This window comes from Devosia sp. 1635 (assembly GCF_013185955.1).
Lineage (GTDB): Bacteria > Pseudomonadota > Alphaproteobacteria > Rhizobiales > Devosiaceae > Devosia.
This window is the reverse complement of record NZ_JABAOM010000002.1, coordinates 386472-405002: the sequence shown is the minus strand read 5'-3', so window position 1 is coordinate 405002 and position 18531 is coordinate 386472. Positions and strand designations below refer to the sequence as shown.

Below are 18531 nucleotides of genomic sequence, written 5' to 3'. Positions count from 1 at the left end.
GCTTGCGCGCGTTTGACTCCCAGATCGACCTTTATCAGCTGCTCGGAATTATCTGGGCGCGCCGGTGGGCCGCGCTGCTGGTGCTCCTTGTGGTGCCCGTGCTGGCATATGTTGCCGTGTCACGCGTTCCCCGGCTTTATGAATCTTCGGCCACGATCCTGGTGGAGCCACGACCCAACTACTTCGGGGCGGGTCAGCCAGCGTCCGTATCAGTTCCGGACCGAGCGACCATTTCCAGCAATGTGCAATTGCTGCGGTCACGCGACACTTTGATGGATGTGGTGGCGCAGCTCGGGCTGGCGCAGCAAGCCGAGTTCAACGGCGGCGAAACGGGGCAGGCGGCGTTTGACGCCGCGGTGCTGGCGCTCGAAGAGCGTACGTTGGTAACGAGCGAATTGGGAACCGCGATAATCTGGCTGAAGACCCGGGCACATGCACCCGAATTGGCACGCCAATTGGCGCTGAGCATCGCCGAAACCGCGATCGCCCGGCGGGCGCAGCAGGGGCTCGACGATGCCCGGCAGGCATTAGCGTGGCTTGAGAGCACGATACCGGAGTTGCGGCAGCGAGTGTTTCAAGCCGAGGACGCCGTGGCCAAGTTCCGCATTGCGCGGGGGACGATTGGGGACCTGCCGGAGGGCAGCATGGTTGGCAGCCAATTGAGCGACATGGCGGGGCGACGGCTTGCGGCTGAGGAGCGCAGTTCGAGCTTCAGGGCGCGTGCGGCGGTGCTGCGGCAGCGCCTGGCGCTAGGAGGTTCGCTGGTGGGCAGCACGGAACTGGCGGCGGATGCAAGGGGCAGAAGTCTCATTCAGCTCCGGGCCAGTCTGCAGGGACAGCTGGCGCAGCAAGCCAGCAGTTTATCGTTCAACCATCCGAATGTTCTGGGATTGCGGGCGCAGATTGCGGACGTCGATGCGCAACTCGCTACCGCGGCGCGGCACATTGCTGACCAGATGGATCGGCAGGCCGAGACTGAAGCGGCTCTGGCTGCGGCACTGGCGGCCGACCAGCAGATCTTGCAACAATCCGTCGGCGGGGAAGAGCGCGACAGCGTGGCCCTCGCGGCGCTGCAGCGCGATGCGGCGGCGCAACGTAGCGTCCTCGAGCGTTACCTGCAGCAGGCGGAAGCGGCGCGGGCTCAGGTAGACGGGGGCGCTGCATTCCCTGATATGCGCCTGGTGTCGCATCCGGTGGTGTCGAGTGCACCGGTTTCGCCCAAGACCGGGCTGGTACTGCTGGCGGTGATGATCACGGCGGGAGCGCTGGTGTTGACCTATCTGATCGTCACGAGCCTTGTGGCCCGTCGTCCGGCTGCAGGATAGGGTCGATCAGTCGGGTTTTGGCTGGCGCCACTGGCGCAGCTGCTTGGCAAAGCTCCAAAGCTTGTCGTTCTGCTTGATGTGCCGCTTAAGCGCGCGCTTGCCATTAAGGAGGGCGGCGGCGGCAGTGCCCTTAGCGCTTAGCGCAATCGCCGCGTCGTTGATCGGCGTCTTCTGGGTCCAGGAGGTTTTGTAGGCGAAATCGCCCACGCCCATATCGATGCTGCTGATCCCGGCGGCGATAAGATCTTCCACCAGCAGGAACATCAGGAGGCCCACAAGGCTGTATTTGGAGGCCGGCCCGTCCGTGTTGGAGTTGATGTATTGCGAATAATGACAGGGGGAATAGGTGCCTACCGCCGTCGCCACGATTTCCTCGCCGACATAAAGCGCATGGAGCGCTACGGCCGGCTTGTCCTCGCTGGCGCCGGCAATGGCCCCATCCCGGAACAAGGCGCGGAAGTGAGGCTCGGCAAAGACATTTGGCACGCCCATTTGCCGGAATCGCACGGAGCGATGCTCAAGGAAGGCCGCATGGACTTGGTCGATGTGCTCGAGCGTTGTGGCGCGGCGCAAAGTGACGGGACCTAGCGTTTCCTCGAGCCGGCGACGCCCGCGCAGGATATCGACCCGCCGCTTCTTAGGAAGCGTTTCGAGCATGGTGGGCGCAATGTCGGCATAATAGAAATGGTCCGGCGAAGGCTGATGGGGAAAGCTGAGCAGGGGATTGTCTATGCCTCGCCATTGGGCAGGCAGGTGCTCGAAGCTGAGCACATCGACGCCGGCCTCGTCTCGCAACCGGGCAAAGGCCCGGTTCAGCACGGGTCGGGTAAGAAGCGCCGCAGCATCGCGCCGAACAGGCATCCAGTCGCTGTTGCCAAAGGAGGAGCCGGGAATGGCCGCAAAGGTGCAGCCGGCCTTGCGGTGAAGATGCAAGGGAAGCAGGGCGGCGGGGCTGCCATCGAATTCGATCTGTAGGGTGACGAAGTCCGCATCTTCGAGCTGCTGGGCGCGGGCAATCTCGGCAATCCAGTCGAAGCGCTGGTAGGGCGTGAAGATCGCCTCGCGCTCAAGAGCGCGCCACGCCGGCTCGGCAGCGGCGAGGCCGCGCTGCAGGGTGATGCCGCCGCCGGACGTCGTGGAACCCGGAGCCGGCTGGTTGGCAAGCTCGTTGATCAGGCGTTGATCCGTGGTGGTCATGCACTGCCCCGCCGTTCCCTCAAGAAAACAGCGTTAGCAGCCGGCTTTTAACAAACCGCTTGAGCAGATCGTTACAAAATCATCAACAGGCGAGAGCAGGATCGCTCAGGCGGGCTGGGCGAAACGCTCGTCAAAGGCATAACCAGCGCCCCGCACCGTGCGGATCGGATCGGCATCGCGGCCCCGGTTGATCGCGCGGCGCAGGCGGCCGATGTGCACATCAACGGTGCGTTCATCGACATAAACCTCGTTGCCCCAAACGCCGTCGAGCAACTGCTCGCGCGAATAAACCCGGCCGGGATGGCGCATCAAATATTCCAGCAGGCGGTATTCAGTAGGGCCAAGATGGACGTCGCGGCTGCCCCGGCGCACCCGGTGAGTGGTGCGATCGAGTTCCAGGTCACCCAGCTTGAGCGAGGCGGTGACGAGATTTGGGCTGGCGCGGCGCAGCAGGGCCCGCACCCTGGCAACCAGTTCAGGCACCGAGAAGGGCTTGACCATGTAGTCATCGGCGCCGGTCGCCAAACCCCGGATGCGCTCTTCTTCCTCGCCGCGAGCCGTCAGCATGATGATGGGGATCAATGCGGTTTCCTGGCGGGCACGGAGACGCCGGCACAACTCGATCCCGGAAATCTCGGGCAGCATCCAATCGAGCAGGATCAAGTCGGGAACCTTGTCCTTGATATGCTCAAGCGCATCATTGCCGGTTTCGGCCGTGAGCACCGCAAAGCCCTCTGCCTCGAGATTGTAGCGCAGGAGGATCGAGAGGTCTTCTTCGTCTTCGACAACAAGAATTGTGGCTGGCATGGGTTACCCTCCAGTCGGGCTCATTGGCCCGATTGTTCAACTGCGCACTCCCTTTCCCTAGGGGCAGGGTGGCGCCAAAATAAACCTTGGTGCGTGCTATGCTTTGATTTGCGTGCGGTGCAGTTCCTGAACGTCGCCCGTAAGCTGCCGGCCGGTTTGCAGGTAGTAGGCCCGCTCGGCAATGTTGGTGGCGTGATCGCCGATCCGCTCGAGGCTTTTGGCGCAGAACAGGAGGTGGGTGCAGGTGGTAATGTTGCGCGGGTCTTCCATCATATAGGTCAGGAGTTCGCGGAAGAGCGATGTGTGCATGGCATCGACCTCGTCGTCGCGATTGCAAACCTCGATGGCAGCGGCAGCGTCGCGGTTCGAATAGGCATCGAGTGCGTTCTTGATCTGGCCCAGCACCAGCGCCGTCATGTTCTTGACGCCGTTATAGAAGGTGGGCTGCAGGTTCATGCCTTCGAGCTTGAGGGAGCGGCGGGCCAGTTGCTTGGCCATGTCGCCGACGCGCTCCAGGTCCTGGGCGACGTGGATCGCGGTGATGATGGCGCGCAGGTCCGAAGCCATGGGTTGGCGCCGGGCGATCATTGACACCGCCATGTCGTCGATGCGGCGCTGCATGTCGTCGATGCGCTGGTCGGCGATGATGGTGAGGTCGGCCAGTTCGCGGTCAAGCTTGAGCAGCGACTTGGTGCCGTTCTCGATGGCGAGTTCCACCATGCCGCCCATTTCCGCGATGGCCTGGGCAAGCGCGACCAGTTCGTCGCTGTAGGACGTTACGATGTGGTCTTTAGTGGCGGGCATGGCGTTTCCTCCGTTGGTGCCGGGCAAATCAGCCGATGCGGCCCATGATATAGTCTTGCGTCTGCTTGTGGACCGGGTTGGTGAAGATGTCTTCGGTCACCCCTTCCTCGATCAGCTTGCCCAGGTGGAAGAACGCGGTTTTCTGGGACACACGCGCTGCCTGTTGCATGGAGTGGGTGACGATCACGATCGTGTAGTTCTCGCGCAACTCATCGATAAGTTCTTCGATGATTGCGGTGGCGATCGGATCAAGGGCCGAGCAGGGCTCGTCCATCAGGATGACCTCGGGGCCGACCGCGATGGCGCGAGCAATGCAGAGACGCTGCTGCTGGCCGCCCGACAGACCGGTGCCGGGCTCGTTGAGGCGATCCTTGACCTCCTCGAACAGACCGGCCTTGCGGAGCGAGGAGACAACGATCTCGTCGAGATCGGACTTGTTGCGCGCTAAGCCGTGAATGCGCGGTCCGTAGGCGACGTTCTCGTAGATGGATTTGGGGAACGGGTTGGGCTTTTGGAACACCATGCCGATCCGCGCGCGCAGTTCCACCACGTCGAGCGCGGGATCGTAGATGTCTTCGCCGTCGAGCTTGATGGTGCCGCCGACTCGAGCGCCTTCGATGGTGTCGTTCATGCGGTTGATGCAGCGCAGGAAAGTCGACTTGCCGCATCCCGAGGGGCCGATAAACGAGGTCACCGCGCGATCGGGGATGTCGATGGAGATGCCGAACAAAGCCTGCTTGGCGCCGTAGTGGACGGTTACGTCCCGGGCTTCGATCCGGATAGGACGATCCAAGGCGGCAGACGGGTTCATGGCGCTAGTCACTGATTGTTGGGTCAACTTCACCTTACCGGCAAGCATGTCCATTTTCGATGTCCTTGTTGCGTGAGGTCGATCAGACGCGCTTTTCGAGGCGCGAGCGCAGATAGATGGCCGTGCCGTTCAGCACGATCATGACGCCGAGCAGCACCATGATGGCCGCTGCCGTCCGCGGTTCAAAGAAGTTGCGGTTCTCGTTGCCCTGCCAGAGATAGATCTGGACGGGCAGGGCGGTGGCCTGATCGAGCGGGGTAGCGGGCACCTGGGCCACAAAGGCCTTCATGCCGATCAGCAGGAGCGGCGCTGTTTCACCAAGGGCGTGGGCGACGCCCAGAATGGTGGCCGTGAGGATGGAGGGAAGCGTCACCGGCAGTACATGATGGAACACCATCTGCGTCTTGCTGGCCCCCATGCCCAAGGCGGCTTGGCGCAGGGCGGGGGAAACGCCCAGCAGCGCGCCACGGGTCGCGATGATGATGGTGGGAAGCGTCATCAGCGTCAGCACCAGACCACCAACCAAGGGAGCCGAGATGGGCAGGTGCATGTAGTTGATGAAGACCGCGGCGCCGAGCAGACCGAAGACGATGGAGGGCACGGCGGCGAGGTTGTTGATGTTGACCTCGATGAAGTCGGTCAGCCGCGACTTGGGCGCAAATTCCTCGAGATAGATCGCCGCGGCGACACCGATAGGAACGGCCAGGACGATCACGATCAGCATCATGTAAAGGGAGCCCACAAAGGCGCCCAGCAGGCCCGCGGAGGCCGGCGCGGCGCGGCTATCGGCATTGGTGAACAGTGACCAGGCAAAGCCATTGGTGACGGTGCCGTTCGCCTCGAACGCATCGATCACGCTGCGGGCGGCCGGTGACAGCTGCTGCTGCGCATCGCCGAGCGAGCGGTTGATGTTGCCCTTGATCCAATTATCGGCGTTGGCCGAGGCGAGAACGTCCACCGGCACAGTGCGGCCAAGCAGCGCTGGATCGGCAACGAACATCTCCCGGAGTTGATGGCGGGCATTGGTTTCCGGAATCGAGAGGAGTTCGCGCGAGGTGATCTCGGTCCCCGGCGGCAGCTTGGCGAGCAGCGCGGCCTCTAGGATGCGGTTCCAGTTCAACAAAGCCAGTTCACGCCGCCAGCGCAAATCCGCCGCCTGATATTCCGCGGGCGAGGCGAATTCGCCCGCCACGGGCGCAGGGCCGACATCGATGATGGCGGGATCGAAGAACACCTCCAGATGCAGGTTGGACTGGACGAAAGCCGGGATCCCCTTGCGGGTCACATCCACGAACAGGAGGGCGACAAAGCCCAGTGCCAGAACAATGGCGCCGATGCCCAGCCCTCGAAAGATCGCTTCGTTCCGGTGCCGACGGCGCAAGCCCGACCGGACCAGGCGCGTGCGCTGCTGGGAGATTTCGCGGGGGGCAGTGGTGAGGGTGGTGGCCATGTTACTCGTACTGCTCCCGGAAGCGGCGGACGATATAAAGCGCGAAGATGTTGAGGCAGAGGGTAATCACGAAGAGGGTGAGCCCCAGGGCAAAGCCGACGAGGGACTGAGGGCCGGAGAAATCGGTATCGCCGGTGAGCTGGTTGACGATGGACACGGTGATGGTCGCAACGGGCTCGAAGGGGTTGCCGCGCAGCACGGGTGCATTGCCCGCGGCAAGCACCACGATCATGGTTTCGCCAATCGCGCGGCTGACGGCCAGCAAAAAGGCGCCAACGATGCCCGGCAGCGCGGCGGGCAGCAGCACTTTTCGGATGGTTTCGCTCTGGGTGGCCCCAAGCCCGTATGAACCATCGCGCAGAGTGCGTGGCACCTGGTTGAGAATGTCGTCGCTGAGCGAGGAGACAAAGGGGATGATCATGATGCCCATGACAATGCCGGCGGTGAGGGCGCTGGTGGCATTGATGTTGAGCCCGACTAGACGGCCGAAATCGCGCAGGAATGGCCCGACGGTCACGAGTGCGAAAAACCCGAAGACGATGGTCGGAATGCCGGCCAGCACCTCGATCAAGGGCTTGGCGACGGCCCGCAGCCGGCGCGGCGCATATTGGCTTAGATAAATGGCGGCCATCAGGCCTAAAGGTACGGCCACCAGCATCGCGATGGCGGTGATCATCAGCGTGCCGGCGAGGAGCGGGAGCAGCCCGTAGCGGCCGTAATTGCCGGCAGCGGGGGCATTATTGGGGGCCCAAACCGTACCGAAGAAGAAATCGAACGGATGGATGAAGGTGAAGAAGCGGATGGCTTCGGTCAGCAGGGACGCAACAATCCCAAGGGTGGTGAGGATTGCGACCGCCGAGCAGAGCAGCAAAACGATGTTGATGACCCGCTCCACTGCGTTGCGAGCGCGAAGACGGGCAGTAATCCGCTTGCGGGCGTAAAGAAGCGCGGCACCACCACACAGGGCGGCGACCAGCAGCACGCCGGCATTGGTGAGCATTTGGAACCAGCGCAGGTGCTCCCCGGCGGCTTGCTCATAGGGTGCGACTTCGCCAGCAACGCCAAAGCCCGAGGCGATAGCCTGGATGCGGCCGATGGTGGCGTTCAGGCCGGTCTGGTCGAGCGACTGGAGGGTTTCGAGGGGAATCTGCGCAACGATGTAGTTGTGGGTGATCTCGCCACCGAACCAGGCCCAGAGCAGCAGAACCAGCAGGGCGGGGATCATGGTCCAGATGGCGGTATAGGCACCGTGATATTGCGGGCGCGAATGGACCTTCTGGCCACTGGTTGTGGCAAGAGCGCGGCTGCGCGACCAACCCGTCTGGTAGGACAAGCCGAGCAACACCAGCAAGAGGCCGGCAACAGCAAGGGAATTCATGCGATGCTCCCGCACATAAGGGAGCGGGCCACCTTGGAGGGTGGCCCGCCGGATCGATTACTGTGTCGGGCCAGCTTCGAAAGCGGCCATAACTTCTTCGGTTTTTTCGGCGGGCTGGGGAATCAGGCCGGCAGCTTCAAGCACGCCGCCTTCGCCGGAAACGGCCTCTGACAGGAAGAAGGCGACATAATCTTCAAGGCCCGGGATGACGCCGATATGCTGGCCCTTGACGTAAAAGAACAGCGGACGGCTGACAGGGTATTCACCCGCTGCAACGGTTTCCTTGGAGGGCGTTACACCGTCAACGGTGGCGACCTTCAGGGTATCGGTGTTCTGCTCGTAAAAGGAGAGTCCGAAAACGCCGACGGTGTTGGGGTCGGAGTTGAGACGCGCCAGAGTTTCGGTGTAGTCACCCGAGATCTCGGTGACCACGTCCTGACGGTACGTGGTGCAAGCGGCTTCTGCTTCGTCCTCGCTCAGCCCTTCAGGCAGCCCGGCTTCCTCGCAACCGGCGTCCACAACGCGTTCCTGGAACACTTCACGCGTGCCGTGGTTCGAAGCCGGAACCGCCAACATGATGGGCTGGTCGGGCAGCGAAGGATCGATTTCGGACCAGTTGGTGTAGGGATTGTCCACGAGCTCGCCGTCCACAACGACCTTGTCCGCGATTGCCTTGTAGACATGGACAGGAGTGAGGGCGAAGTCGGGGCCCGATGCGGCAGAGGCAAAGACGATGCCATCAAAGCCGAACTGGATTTCCCGGATGTCAGTCACGCCGGCGGCGGTGCAGGCTTCGCGCTCGCCGTCGCGGATCTGGCGGGATGCATTGGCAATGTCGATGGTGTTGTCGCCAACGCCAGCGCAGAACTGGGACAAGCCACCGCCCGTGCCGCCCGAGCCAACCACTGGCGTGTTGAATTCAGGGAAAGCTGCGCCGAATTCTTCAGCGACGATCGACGCGAAAGGCAGAACGGTGGAGGAGCCGGCGATCTGGATGGTATCGCGGGTCTGGGCGAACGCAGCAGTGGAGCCGGCAACAAGCGCAACGGCTGCAGCACTGGCAAGAAGTGCAGTTTTCATGTGGTTCCCTTTTCGGAGTTCGTCTTTATCGTGTTAGCCGATCCGGCAAGTCCGGGCCCGCGCTGTGACCCGGCCAACCTATGAAGCCGTGGCGACGGTTTTATTACGGATGTGCAACACCTGTGTGACGGTGCAAGCCATTGCGGCTAAGAGCGAATTTCAATGACAACGCCACGCTTGCCAAAGGACGGGCGTTCCCAGGCGGCATAGGTGAGTAGGCATGCCACGGAGTGCCTCGGGCGATCCGCTGCGGGATTAACACGGGGAGAATTGAACCGCAGGCGAGATCTGACCGTTAGCTCACGGACAGGAGGCCCTATGAGAAACGTTCTTATCGCTCTCGCAATTTTTGTGGTTCTCGGCATCGGGGCCGTCGTGGTCAGCTCGTTCAATGCCGCAGGTCCGCAGCGTGACGTCACGGCACCAGAGTCTCTGGAAGGCGGCGCCGAGGCCTCACAGTAAGCCGGTTTGATCGAGCGGGCACTGCGCCAACAGCCCGCCTGATCTAAAAGGAGCCGCCCTGGGGGCGGCTCCTTTTAGATCAGGCGCGGCCGCCATCCACGCTCAGGATCTGCCCGGTGATCCAGCTGGCATGTTCGGAGGCTAGGAACAGCACGGCCTTGGCAATATCGGCGGGCTCGCCCAGCCGGCGGAGATGAATGGAGTCAACAAGCGCCTTTTGCCCCGCCTCACCATAGCTTTCCCATTGCCGCTGGGTGGCGGGATTGGACAGCACAAAGCCAGGGGCGACACTGTTGACCGTGACGCCATGAGGCCCAAGCTCCAGGGCGAGTTGCTTGGTCAGCCCGACCAGGGCGTGCTTGGCAGAACTATAAGCCTGGATGCCAGTCAGGCTTGGGCGCAGCCCGGCCCCCGAGGCAATGGTGACGATGCGTCCGCCTTTTTGTGCTTTCATGCCGGGCGCTGCGGCCTGGGCGCACCAGAAGGCAGCATCGACATTGGCGGCAAAGAGCTGATGCCACGCCTGTTCGGATACGTCCTCGAGCGGTTGGGCCACCTGGCCCCGCACGCCCCCGGCCGCCAGAGCCAGAACGTCAATGCCCCCGAGCAGGGCGTTGATTTCGCTGAACCTTGCCTGCACCTGACTGCGGTCGGACAGATCAAGGGTCATGGTGTGTTCAGCACCTGCGGCCTTGGCTTCGACGAGCCCTTGTGGGTCCAGGTCAAGAGCCACGACACGGGCGCCGGCTTCAACCAGCGCCGCAACGATGGAGCGGCCAATGCCTTGGGCGGCGCCCGTGACGACCGCGCGTTTACCGGTGAAATCTAGCTGCATGCTGCCAACAACTCGTCCAGAACGTCCCAGGATTGGGGGCGGCCATTTTCCACTTCGTGCACCAGCTCAACCAAGCGCTTGGTGACCGGGGCGTCAACGCCCGCTTCCTTGGCCAGATCGATGATGATGGCGAATTGCGCGTCCACCTCGGTCTTGCGCTTGCGCACGGCGATGTCGCGCCATACGCCCGAATGGGTCTTGGCGGTGTGGCGGTTGTGTTCTTCCATGGCGGCAATGGAGCGCTTGGCGTCCTCGGTTGAGGAGCCCGGCATGAAGGCAGCGGGATCAAACCCGTTGAAGCCCAAGGGTGTCACGCCACGGGCGCGGGCGACGGCCATAACTTCGCGGCCAAGGCCTTCAAAGACGGCGGCGTGCTTGGCGCTGGCGAAGTTGTCCGACATCGAGGCGGGGGTGAGGGCGGTGGCAAACAGCATGCCGCCATAGCCCATCTTGCCCCAGAGATAGCCCCAGATATTGGTGGTGAGCTCGGCATCAGGCTCGTAGAGCGAGAACAGGCGATGCACTTCGCGCAGCCGGTCGGTGACCGAGCCGTCGAGTTCACCGATCGCCACCTTGCCGCGATTGCCCAGGAGGATCTTGCCCGCTTCGAGCCAATCGGCGCCGAAATTGACAAAGCAGCCAATGGTGCGCTCGGCGCCGATCAGCTTACCGATGGTGAGCTCGTTGAGGCCGTTCTGTGCCGACACAACATAGCCGTCTTCGGCCAGGAACGGCCGGAGCGCTTCAATGGCCGCTTCGGTGTGCTGCGCCTTGACCGCCAGGATCACGGTCTTGAACTTGCCGGTGACCTCAGCGGGTAGGGCCGCCTTCAAGGGCTGGGTGAAGGTTTCCACCGGCCCTTCGATGAGCAGGCCATTTTCGTTGATGGCAGCGACGTGCTCGGGGACGATGTCCACCAGCAGCACATCCTCGCCGGCGCGGGCCATGAAGGCGCTGAGCGTGCCGCCAATGGCGCCGCCGCCCCAGATCAGGATGGTGTCGGTCATGCCCAGCCGTCCTCGATCAGCGCGCGGGTTTCAGCAATGGCAACGTCCCAGATCGCCTGCATGTCTTCGTCCGAGCGCTGGTAGCGGCCGCCGAAATTGCCGTCGCCGAGGTAGTCCTTGACCTTGCCGGCGTCCATGGTCTTGAGCTTGTCGAGATCGGCCATCGGCTTTTGCTCGTCGGGCATGCCGATGTTGGGCAGGCGCGTCCAGGGGAAGTTCTCCATCCAGGAAGCGTGCGAAGCCACGGGATCGATGGCGTGCACCTTGGCGAGGGTCTTGGGGGCGTTCCACCAGTTGTGCCAGCGGATTCGGCAATCGGGGTTGCTGTTGAGCCATTCGAGCGCCGCGGTCTGGCCGGGGGTGTTGCCGCCATGCCCGTTCACGAACAGCACGCGCTTGAAACCGGTGCTCGCGAGGCTATCGAGAATATCGGTGATGATGCGCCCATAGGTATCCATGCGCAGGGTGATGCTGCCGGGGTAGGTGGCGAAATAGGGGGTGATGCCGAAGGCCAGGGCCGGAAACACCGGAATGCCATAAGGTTCAGCAGCTTCCACCGAGATCTTCTCGGCAAGAATCGAGTCCACCGCATTGCTCAGATAGGCGTGCTGTTCGGTAGAGCCGAGAGGCACGATCGCCCGGTCATCCGATTTCAGGTAGGCTTCGACCTGAAACCAATTCATGTCGGCGATTTTCATGCTGTCTCCTTGGCAGTGGTATTGTTTCTCAGGGTATCAAGCAGCGGCAGGACGTGTTGCTGCACGAAAGTCCGGTCCGGCGCGTGCCGGTATTCGAATGCCTGTTGATGGGGAGCGACCTTGGCGGCCATCCAGTCCAGGCCGGTGGCATAAACCACGACGTCGACCTGCTCTATAAAGCGTTCGAGCTCGGGATCGTCGGCCATGGTGATCGCCGTGCTGGTCACATGAGGGCAAAAGCGCATGACGCCGGACTTCATCATCGCCATGAACTGGGGGAAGATGGAGACGATGCCGACCCGCATGCTTGGATCGAGGCCGGCGAGGCGCGTTCGGGTGGCCTCCGAGGCAATAAACTGAAGGCCGAGCACCGGGATATTGGTGCCAACGATCTGCTCGACTTCAGCCCGCCGGTTGGCGAAGGTTAGGATCAGGTCGGCAGGGGGCAGGGGCGCTCCATTGCGCAAGGCATCGACGGTTACTGCCACAAGAGTGTCAGTTGCGGGCAAGTTCGGGCGAATGTGGTCGGCATAGGCCTGGGTTGCATCGGCAAACAAGCCCACCAGCACGAGATTGAGCCCGTTTGCCTGCTGGAACCGCAGATGGCCAGCGCGACCGGCAATCATGGCGGTGATCCTGCCAGCGTCCACGCCCAGGCTTTGCCCCAGTTGCAGCAGGGCGTCAATGGCAGGATTAAGCCGCTGGAACACCGTGGGGTCAGGCAAGCTCTCGGTCTTGGCTACGAATGTGCCCGAACTGCCGCGGGACTCGATCAGTTTTTGCTGCTTGAGTTCGTTGTAGACGCCCACAATGGTCATGGGGGCTACGCCGGCACTTTCCGCCAGCTCGCGTACAGAGGGGAGCCGCATTCCGGCCGGGAGGTCACCGAGCGCAATGCCATATTGGATAAGGCCCTGGAGCTGCACGCCGAGTGGGACGGGCAGGGAGCGGTCGAGTTTCGCAGCAAATGTGGCCAGGATTAGCTCAGCCTGCGCATGTCCTAGGCGGTCAGAACGATTTGATCGTTTTTCCGGCAGATTAGTGCGAGGAGAGCTTGACATCAAGGGCCGATCTGGTTCCGTTTGGGCGCAAGCGTTCTAGTCAGTCAGTACAGGATTGAACAGTGGCGCCACGTAATCAAGGGGTTCAAATGCTTTTCCGGAAGAATGCCGTCCTCGCCCTCACCTTAGCCCTGATCGGCTCCACAACTCTGTCCGCCCAGGTCATGGCTGACGACCTGACGATCGGCGTGCGCGCCGGTCCTGACTCCATCGATCCGCATTGGTCGACCCTGGGTAGCCAGGCAGAGTCGCTGCGCCACATCTTCGATACGCTGATCGGCGTCGACAAGGACCTGCAGCTGCAGCCGGCGATCGCCACTTCGTGGACGCCAGTCGATGACGACACCTGGGAATTCAAGATCCGGGAAGGCGTCAAGTTTCATGACGGCTCCGACCTGACCGCCGAGGACGTCAAGTTCTCGATCGACCGCATTCCCCAGGTTACTGGCCCGATGAGCATGACCATCTACACCAAGTCGGTGGATTCGGTTGAGGTCATCGACGACTACACCGTGCATGTCCACACCAAGGGCACGGCCGCCACGCTCCCCAACGACTTCATTCGCCTGTTCGTTGTGTCCTCCGAGATCGGGGAAGTGGGCAATGAAGAGTTCAACTCGGGCAAGGCCGCTATCGGCACCGGCCCCTACAAGTTCGTGTCCTGGCAGCCCAAGGGCGACCTCGTCCTCGTGCGCAATGAGGAATACTGGGGCGAGCCAGCCCATTGGGAGAATGTCGTCCGCAAGGAAATCCCCAATGACGCATCGCGCGTTGCGGCTCTCCAGTCCGGTGAAGTCGACCTGATCAACTATGTGCCGGCGACCGATTATGCCGCCATGCAGAATGACTCGCGCCTCGACACCTTCATTGCCGACAGCGTCTACATCCTCAACATCACGCCCAACGTGAAGGATGAGTTGCCGGTCAAGGCGAAGGTGAACGGCGCCGAGATCGCTGAAAACCCGCTCAAGGACCTGCGCGTTCGTGAGGCCATGGACCTCGCCATCAACCGCGACATCCTGTCGGAAGTCGTGCTGGAAGGCCTGGGCAAACCCGCCAACCAGCTGATGCCAGCCACGTTCTTTGGCGGCTCCACCGATCTGCCGGTTCGTGAGTACGACCTCGAACGTGCCAAGGCACTGCTGGCGGAAGCTGGCTACCCCAACGGTTTCGAGCTCGATTTTGCCTGCACCAACAATCGTCTCCCCGGCGATGCTGCTGTGTGCGAGGCCCTGTCGCAGATGTGGGCGCGTGCCGGTCTCAAGATCAACGCCAATGCACTTAACGGCACGGTGTTCTTCCCGGCCCAGCAGGCTGGCGAATTCAGCCTCTGGCTCTCGGGCTGGGGTACGCTGACGGGCGAAGCCTCCTACACCTATGGTTCGCTGGTGCACACCGCTGATCCGGAAAATGGTCTCGGCGCGTTCAACAAGTCTGGCTATTCCAACCCGGAGATCGATGCTCTGCTCGAGGAAGGCTCGCGCACGCTGGATGATGAAAAGCGCCGTGGGCTCTACAAGCAGGCTACCGAGCTGTCGATGAACGACCGTGTGCTGATCCCGACCGTGATCATCCAGACTGTTTGGGCTGCCAAGGCCGATACGCTGACCTTCGAGCCGCGTGTTGACCAGGAAACGCTCGCCCACCTGATCCAGCCTGTCGCTCAGTAAAGCTCTCGACGCCCGGCTGTTCAGCTGACAGCCGGGCGGTTCCCATCAACCTGTTGAGCCCGATGGGGCTTCACGCTAGCGGATTTCCTGTTCTTGGGATTCTTCATCCAACGTATTTTCCAGGCAGCCATCGTCGTGGTGGTCATGTCGATCCTGGTGTTTATTGGCGTTTACGCCATCGGCAATCCTATCGATGTGATGATCGATCCGGCCTCGACCCAGGAAATTCGAGAAAACCTCATCCGGCAGTACGGCTTCGACCGGCCGCTGTACGAGCAGTATTTCGTGTTCGTAGGCAATGTGCTGCAGGGCGAGTTCGGCCAGTCATTCGTGTACCGCGTACCGGTGCTGGACCTGATCTTTTCGCGCTTGCCAGCGACTTTTGAGTTGGCGCTCGGCGCCATTTTGATGGCCGCCGTAGTCGGTGTACCCCTCGGGATCTGGGCCGGCTACCGGCCACGGGCGTTTTCGTCCAAGGCCATCATGGCGCTGTCGATCCTCGGCTTTTCGCTGCCCACCTTCTGGGTGGGCTTGTTGCTGGTGCTGACCTTCGCCGTGCAGCTGCATTGGCTGCCTTCAGGCGGGCGCGGGCCGACCAGCGACCTTCTTGGCGTGCCCTTCTCGTTCTTCACGCCCGAGGGCTGGAGCTACATCATCCTGCCGGCCTTTAACCTCGCGCTGTTCAATATGGGCCTGCTGATCCGGCTGGCCCGCGCAGGCACGATCGAGGCGATGAGCTCCGATTATGTGCGCTTTGCGCGCGCTCAGGGCCTCAAGGAAAGCAAGGTCGTGGGCCTGCATGTGCTCAAGAACATCTCGATCCCGATCGTGACCGTGTTCGGCCTCGAATTCGGTTCGACCCTAGCCTTTGCGGTTGTGACCGAGACAATCTTCAACTGGCCCGGCGTCGGCAAGCTGATCATCGACTCCATCATGGTGCTCGATCGCCCGGTGATGGTGGCTTACCTCATCCTGGTGGTGCTTCTTTTTGTTCTCATCAATCTGGTGGTCGATCTGCTTTACGGCATTCTCGATCCGCGTATTCGCGCGAGGCGGTCGGCATGAGCATGGTTGAAGATCTTCAGGTTGAAACCTGGCGCACACGGCTGCGCGACTTCTGGAGCGAGTTCTCCGAAAGCAAGGTGGCGCTGCTCTCGCTGGTGGTCATCGTCGCCATCGTGCTGATCGCCATCTTTGCGCCGTGGCTGTCGCCACAGAACCCCTATGACCTGGCCAAGCTCGACCTCTTCGACTCACGCCTGCCGCCAGGCAGCGTTGGCTCGGGCGGCTATGTGCATGTGCTGGGCACCGATGCGGCGGGTCGCGATCTGCTGTCGGCGATCTTTTACGGCTTGCGGATATCGCTGCTGATCGGGCTGATGTCGGGTGCCCTGGCATTGCTCGTTGGCATGACCATCGGACTCGTCGCCGCCTTCAAGGGCGGCCGGGTCGAGGCGCTGATCATGCGCGTGGTCGATCTGCAGCTCTCGATGCCGGCCATCCTGCTGGCGCTGGTGCTGACAGCCATGCTGGGGCAGGGGCTGTGGCAGCTGGTGACGGCTCTGGTCGTGGCGCAATACGCCTATTTTGCGCGCACCATCCACGGCTCGGCGAGCGCCGAACGCGACAAGGACTATATCGAGGCGGCCATTGCCACGCCCTTGCCGGCGCACATCATCCTCCTGCGGCACCTGTTGCCCAATTCGCTGCCCCCGCTCATCGTGGTGGCGACCGTGCAGGTCGCAAGCGCCATTGCGCTGGAAGCGACATTGTCGTTCCTCGGCCTTGGGCTGCCGCTCACCGAGCCCTCGCTCGGCGCGCTGATCTCCAACGGCTTCCAGTATCTGCTGTCGGGCCGGTTCTGGATCTCGGTTTATCCGGGGGTCGCGCTGGTGATCACCATCGTTTCAATCAATCTTGTCGGCGATCAGGTTCGGCATGTGCTTAATCCGAGGCGCGGCCAATGAGTGATGCCGTTCTGTCTGTGGAAGAACTGCAGACCCATTTCTTTACCCGCAAGGGCGTGCTCAAGGCCGTGGACGGGGTATCCTTCTCCGTCGGCAAGGGTCGGATCCTGGGGCTGGTTGGCGAGTCCGGTTCGGGCAAGTCGGTCACCGGCTATTCGATCCTGCGGCTGGTGGATGCACCGGGCAAGATCGTCGGTGGCCGGATCCTGCTGAACGGGACCGATCTGGCGAGCCTCGACAACGAGGCCATGCGCAAAACGCGCGGGGCCGTCATCTCGATGATCTTCCAGGATCCGATGATGACGCTCAATCCCGTGCTCAAGATCGGCACGCAGATGGTGGCGGCGCTCAAGGCGCATGTCAAAATCTCCACCGCCGACGCGCGCAAGCGCGCCCGGGATGCGCTCGCGCTGGTGGGTATTCCCGCTCCTGATGAGCGGCTCGATGTCTACCCGCACCATCTGTCCGGCGGCATGCGTCAGCGCGTGGCCATTGCCATTGCGCTGCTGCACAAGCCGGCGGTGATCATCGCCGACGAGCCGACCACGGCGCTCGACGTGTCGATCCAGAGCCAGATCCTGGCCGAGGTGCGCCGGCTCGCCGATAGCACCGGCACGGCCTTTGTCTGGGTGACCCACGACCTGTCGGTGGTGTCGAGCCTCGCGGACGATATTGCGGTGATGTATGCGGGCCGCATCGTGGAGTCGGGGGAAAGCGCGGCCGTGCTAGCTCACCCCAAGCACCCCTATACGGCCGGGCTGATCGCTTCGGTGCCGAGCCAAGCCAAGCGCGGCGAGAAGCTGGCGCAGATCAAGGGTTCGACTCCTTCGCTGGCCAATTTGCCGCCGGGCTGCCCATTCCAGCCGCGCTGCCCGCGCGCCACCGAGATCTGCCGAACCATGCCGCCACTGGCGCCGGTCGGCGACACTATGGTGCGTTGTTATCACCCCATTCTGGAGGGCGCGGCATGAACCAGCCGATCCTTGCCATCACCAACGCCTCCAAGCGCTTCGTGCGCCGCCCGGCCCTGACCGACAAGGTCGCCCATAAGCTGGGCGGCAAAGACCGCACGCAGACCGTGCATGCCGTAACGGACGTCAGTCTGGGCGTGCAAAAGGGCGAGGTGGTCGGCCTCGTCGGGGAGTCGGGCTGCGGGAAATCCACCCTTGGGCGGATGATTGCCGGCATTTATGACCCGAGCGACGGGGCCATCACCCTTGACGGCAAGCCCGTGGCCACCAGCACGGGCGGCCGCCCGCGCAAGCTGACGACCCGCGTACAGATGGTGCATCAGGACCCATTTTCGAGCCTTGATCCACGCATGCGCGTGGGTGACACGGTGGCCGAAGGCCCCGTGCACCACAAGCTCGTGCCGGCCAGCGGCGCCGACAGCTATGTCGCCGACATGCTGCGCCGGGTGGGTCTCGATCCCAGCACGCGCCGCCGCTTTCCGCACCAGTTCTCGGGCGGCCAGCGCCAGCGCGTGGCCATCGCGCGCGCCCTTGCCATGCAGCCCGAACTGCTGGTGCTGGACGAGCCGGTAGCGTCGCTCGACGTGTCGATCCAGGCGCAGGTGCTCAACCTCTTCCTCGATCTGCGGCAGACGCTGGGGCTTACCGCCGTCTTCATTAGCCACGACCTCAGCGTTGTGCGCCACGTATCGGACCGCGTCGCCATCATGTATTTGGGGCGGATCGTGGAACTGGCCGATGCCGTGCCGCTGTTCGATGCGCCGGCCCATCCCTATACGCGTGCTCTGCTCGACAGCGTGCCCAAGCTGGGTGCCGGGCGCGGTGCGTTTTCGGCCGTGGTCGGGGAAATTCCCTCGCCGCTCAATCCGCCGCCAGGATGCCCGTTCCATCCGCGCTGCCCTCATGCCGGACCGCGCTGCAAGGTCGACCGTCCCGTTCTCAAGCCTGCCGCCGGTGCCCCCGGCGATGTTGCCTGCCACCTTTATGATGGTGGCACAGGAGCCTGAT

General features: G+C 62.7%; 18 protein-coding genes. 7 read left to right on the top strand and 11 right to left on the bottom strand.

The annotated features are described in order from the left end of the window. The first annotated feature begins 2 nt into the window (after window positions 1-2). On the top strand, window positions 3-1325 hold the full coding sequence (locus HRU92_RS08810; RefSeq protein WP_172123717.1) for a GumC family protein: 1323 nt from the start codon (window positions 3-5) through the stop codon (window positions 1323-1325). 6 nt (window positions 1326-1331) lie between these two features. Here the strand turns inward: HRU92_RS08810 and HRU92_RS08805 are convergent, their stop codons facing one another. The 7 genes from HRU92_RS08805 to HRU92_RS08775 all read right to left on the bottom strand — a co-directional run bounded on the left by HRU92_RS08805 (window position 1332) and on the right by HRU92_RS08775 (window position 8852). Next, window positions 1332-2522, bottom strand: coding sequence for a GNAT family N-acetyltransferase (locus HRU92_RS08805; RefSeq protein WP_173088049.1), 1191 nt, complete (start codon window positions 2520-2522; stop codon window positions 1332-1334). A gap of 105 nt (window positions 2523-2627) precedes the next feature. Beyond that, on the bottom strand, window positions 2628-3329 hold the full coding sequence (gene phoB / locus HRU92_RS08800; protein ID WP_127753639.1) for a phosphate regulon transcriptional regulator PhoB: 702 nt from the start codon (window positions 3327-3329) through the stop codon (window positions 2628-2630). Window positions 3330-3425: 96 nt separating this feature from the next. Then, window positions 3426-4133: a phosphate signaling complex protein PhoU gene (phoU, locus tag HRU92_RS08795; protein WP_127753638.1), complete on the bottom strand. Its 708-nt coding sequence runs from the start codon at window positions 4131-4133 to the stop codon at window positions 3426-3428. A 28-nt stretch (window positions 4134-4161) separates the two neighbouring features. Continuing rightward, complete coding sequence (gene pstB / locus HRU92_RS08790; protein WP_127755266.1) at window positions 4162-4944, bottom strand: phosphate ABC transporter ATP-binding protein PstB; 783 nt, start codon at window positions 4942-4944, stop codon at window positions 4162-4164. Window positions 4945-5026: 82 nt separating this feature from the next. After that, window positions 5027-6394, bottom strand: a complete 1368-nt coding sequence (pstA, locus tag HRU92_RS08785; protein ID WP_172123714.1) for a phosphate ABC transporter permease PstA — start codon at window positions 6392-6394, stop codon at window positions 5027-5029. Window position 6395: 1 nt separating this feature from the next. After that, entirely contained in the window at window positions 6396-7772 is a 1377-nt protein-coding gene (pstC, locus tag HRU92_RS08780; protein WP_172123713.1) for a phosphate ABC transporter permease subunit PstC, read from the bottom strand. A 57-nt stretch (window positions 7773-7829) separates the two neighbouring features. Next, a complete protein-coding gene (locus tag HRU92_RS08775) occupies window positions 7830-8852 on the bottom strand; it encodes a substrate-binding domain-containing protein (protein WP_127753635.1) in 1023 nt (340 codons plus the stop codon). 318 nt (window positions 8853-9170) lie between these two features. On the opposite strand from HRU92_RS08775, the gene HRU92_RS08770 reads away from it, so the two are divergent. Continuing rightward, complete coding sequence (locus HRU92_RS08770) at window positions 9171-9314, top strand: hypothetical protein (protein WP_172123712.1); 144 nt, start codon at window positions 9171-9173, stop codon at window positions 9312-9314. Between the two features lie 79 nt (window positions 9315-9393). Here the strand turns inward: HRU92_RS08770 and HRU92_RS08765 are convergent, their stop codons facing one another. From HRU92_RS08765 to HRU92_RS08750, 4 genes are read right to left on the bottom strand one after another with little or no spacing between them, the layout of a single operon-like run. Further along, a complete protein-coding gene (locus HRU92_RS08765) occupies window positions 9394-10149 on the bottom strand; it encodes an SDR family NAD(P)-dependent oxidoreductase (protein ID WP_172123711.1) in 756 nt (251 codons plus the stop codon). Continuing rightward, the gene (locus HRU92_RS08760) at window positions 10140-11156 is read right to left on the bottom strand and encodes a ketopantoate reductase family protein (RefSeq protein WP_172123710.1); all 1017 of its coding nucleotides are present in this window, start codon (window positions 11154-11156) and stop codon (window positions 10140-10142) included. Before HRU92_RS08760 ends, HRU92_RS08765 begins: the two co-directional genes overlap by 10 nt. Then, window positions 11153-11854 carry a creatininase family protein gene (locus tag HRU92_RS08755; protein ID WP_172123709.1) on the bottom strand — a complete coding sequence of 234 codons (702 nt, stop codon included), beginning with the start codon at window positions 11852-11854 and terminating at the stop codon, window positions 11153-11155. The genes HRU92_RS08760 and HRU92_RS08755 overlap by 4 nt, the downstream gene beginning before the upstream one ends. Continuing rightward, on the bottom strand, window positions 11851-12915 hold the full coding sequence (locus HRU92_RS08750) for a GntR family transcriptional regulator (protein ID WP_282567757.1): 1065 nt from the start codon (window positions 12913-12915) through the stop codon (window positions 11851-11853). Before HRU92_RS08750 ends, HRU92_RS08755 begins: the two co-directional genes overlap by 4 nt. A gap of 89 nt (window positions 12916-13004) precedes the next feature. Between HRU92_RS08750 and HRU92_RS08745 the strand changes: the two genes are divergently transcribed. From HRU92_RS08745 to HRU92_RS08725, 5 genes are all read left to right on the top strand, one after another. Beyond that, on the top strand, window positions 13005-14585 hold the full coding sequence (locus HRU92_RS08745; RefSeq protein ID WP_127753630.1) for an ABC transporter substrate-binding protein: 1581 nt from the start codon (window positions 13005-13007) through the stop codon (window positions 14583-14585). Window positions 14586-14678: 93 nt separating this feature from the next. Continuing rightward, window positions 14679-15650, top strand: a complete 972-nt coding sequence (locus tag HRU92_RS08740) for an ABC transporter permease (protein ID WP_282567756.1) — start codon at window positions 14679-14681, stop codon at window positions 15648-15650. Window positions 15651-15652: 2 nt separating this feature from the next. Then, window positions 15653-16552, top strand: coding sequence for an ABC transporter permease (locus HRU92_RS08735; RefSeq protein WP_210258671.1), 900 nt, complete (start codon window positions 15653-15655; stop codon window positions 16550-16552). Further along, the gene (locus HRU92_RS08730; protein ID WP_172123706.1) at window positions 16549-17523 is read left to right on the top strand and encodes an ABC transporter ATP-binding protein; all 975 of its coding nucleotides are present in this window, start codon (window positions 16549-16551) and stop codon (window positions 17521-17523) included. Before HRU92_RS08735 ends, HRU92_RS08730 begins: the two co-directional genes overlap by 4 nt. Beyond that, window positions 17520-18530 carry an ABC transporter ATP-binding protein gene (locus HRU92_RS08725; RefSeq protein WP_172123705.1) on the top strand — a complete coding sequence of 337 codons (1011 nt, stop codon included), beginning with the start codon at window positions 17520-17522 and terminating at the stop codon, window positions 18528-18530. Before HRU92_RS08730 ends, HRU92_RS08725 begins: the two co-directional genes overlap by 4 nt. The last annotated feature ends 1 nt before the right edge of the window (window position 18531 follow it).

What these genes read in the sequence shown, in the direction of transcription:
- HRU92_RS08765 (WP_172123711.1), bottom strand. Translation starts at nt 10,149, where the DNA reads ATGCAGCTAGATTTCACCGGTAAACGCGCGGTCGTCACGGGCGCCGCC.
- HRU92_RS08755 (WP_172123709.1), bottom strand. Translation starts at nt 11,854, where the DNA reads ATGAAAATCGCCGACATGAATTGGTTTCAGGTCGAAGCCTACCTGAAA.
- phoB (WP_127753639.1), bottom strand. Translation starts at nt 3,329, where the DNA reads ATGCCAGCCACAATTCTTGTTGTCGAAGACGAAGAAGACCTCTCGATC.
- HRU92_RS08750 (WP_282567757.1), bottom strand. Translation starts at nt 12,915, where the DNA reads ATGTCAAGCTCTCCTCGCACTAATCTGCCGGAAAAACGATCAAATCGT.
- pstC (WP_172123713.1), bottom strand. Translation starts at nt 7,772, where the DNA reads ATGAATTCCCTTGCTGTTGCCGGCCTCTTGCTGGTGTTGCTCGGCTTG.
- HRU92_RS08745 (WP_127753630.1), top strand. Translation starts at nt 13,005, where the DNA reads ATGCTTTTCCGGAAGAATGCCGTCCTCGCCCTCACCTTAGCCCTGATC.
- HRU92_RS08775 (WP_127753635.1), bottom strand. Translation starts at nt 8,852, where the DNA reads ATGAAAACTGCACTTCTTGCCAGTGCTGCAGCCGTTGCGCTTGTTGCC.
- pstB (WP_127755266.1), bottom strand. Translation starts at nt 4,944, where the DNA reads ATGAACCCGTCTGCCGCCTTGGATCGTCCTATCCGGATCGAAGCCCGG.
- HRU92_RS08730 (WP_172123706.1), top strand. Translation starts at nt 16,549, where the DNA reads ATGAGTGATGCCGTTCTGTCTGTGGAAGAACTGCAGACCCATTTCTTT.
- HRU92_RS08735 (WP_210258671.1), top strand. Translation starts at nt 15,653, where the DNA reads ATGGTTGAAGATCTTCAGGTTGAAACCTGGCGCACACGGCTGCGCGAC.
- HRU92_RS08770 (WP_172123712.1), top strand. Translation starts at nt 9,171, where the DNA reads ATGAGAAACGTTCTTATCGCTCTCGCAATTTTTGTGGTTCTCGGCATC.
- HRU92_RS08805 (WP_173088049.1), bottom strand. Translation starts at nt 2,522, where the DNA reads ATGACCACCACGGATCAACGCCTGATCAACGAGCTTGCCAACCAGCCG.
- phoU (WP_127753638.1), bottom strand. Translation starts at nt 4,133, where the DNA reads ATGCCCGCCACTAAAGACCACATCGTAACGTCCTACAGCGACGAACTG.
- HRU92_RS08725 (WP_172123705.1), top strand. Translation starts at nt 17,520, where the DNA reads ATGAACCAGCCGATCCTTGCCATCACCAACGCCTCCAAGCGCTTCGTG.
- HRU92_RS08760 (WP_172123710.1), bottom strand. Translation starts at nt 11,156, where the DNA reads ATGACCGACACCATCCTGATCTGGGGCGGCGGCGCCATTGGCGGCACG.
- pstA (WP_172123714.1), bottom strand. Translation starts at nt 6,394, where the DNA reads ATGGCCACCACCCTCACCACTGCCCCCCGCGAAATCTCCCAGCAGCGC.